This window comes from Flavobacterium buctense, assembly GCF_014486695.1.
GTDB lineage: Bacteria > Bacteroidota > Bacteroidia > Flavobacteriales > Flavobacteriaceae > Flavobacterium > Flavobacterium buctense.
Genome location: NZ_JACTAB010000026.1, coordinates 1 through 1086 on the forward strand (window position 1 = coordinate 1; position 1086 = coordinate 1086).

Sequence of the window (1086 nt, forward strand, 5' to 3'; positions counted from 1 at the left end):
GTTGTTATGCTTTGACAACCATCTGTAGTAGTAACAACTACACCAAGAGTTTGTACAGGAGCAATTTCATTACTATAGTTGCTAAAATCAGTAATTGTTGTAGTGCCGCCGGCTTGCGCTAAAGCCAAACTTGGATAATAAGTTACAGTATATGGTAATCCTTGGGTGATCATTACATCTCTTACCGTTAAGTCAAAGCTGTGGAATTGGTCATTCGGATTGGCATCGTCGTCACACAAACTCAGTGGTGCTGGCGTGGTAAGTAATAATGGAATATTTATAACCAACTGGAAAGTTCCAATATTATAACAACCTGTTAAATTGTGCTCCACTCTTACCCATATCGTTTGTCCGTTAGTACCAATGAAATTAGTAGCAGGAATAATCGGAATATCATCATGAGCATTTTGAAGTGAAATATGGTAGGTAACAGTATAAGCAGTAGATGATAATGGTTGTTGCGCCAAAGCATTAGGTGTTCTTACGGTTAAGTCAATTCCTGTGATGCCATTTTGAGTGTTATTATCATTATCACAAACCACGATATCTTGTAAACCAAATGGTGCTGACGGACTTGGGTTTACATTTAAAACAATTGGCATTACACTAAAACACCCTGTATTACTATCAACTGCTCTAATATAGATGGTTTGACTAAGCGGAATAATTGTACAATAAGGCGCTGAGATATCTATAGGTGTATTCCCCAATTCAGCGTCCACTAGGGTCTCGTGGAAGGTTATCACATAAGTAGTTACTCCATTTAATAAATCCGGCAACAATGAGGCTAAATCAAAACCGCAAGAAACACCATCCTGATTGTCATCACAAATAGTATAAGGTTCCGTTGGTGGAATTGGTGATGGCAGCGGAGCAACTCTTATATCAATAGTTGAAATTGCATAACATCCCGTGGTATTATTAGTGATGCGAATGCCTAAGGTTTGCACATAAATAATTGCGTTTTCATACTGCAAATCTGGATGTGAAATATTGATTGCATTAGTATCATTTTGAGCATCAGTTAAACTAGGATAAAATGTAACGTCCATACCATCTTGTCCTAATAATATCGAATCCACTTGG

Annotated in this window: 1 pseudogene; it reads right to left on the reverse strand. The window is 37.6% G+C overall.

What is annotated here, in order from left to right:
- A pseudogene (locus ICG50_RS12995) lies at positions 1-1086 on the reverse strand (adhesin); the annotation flags it as partial.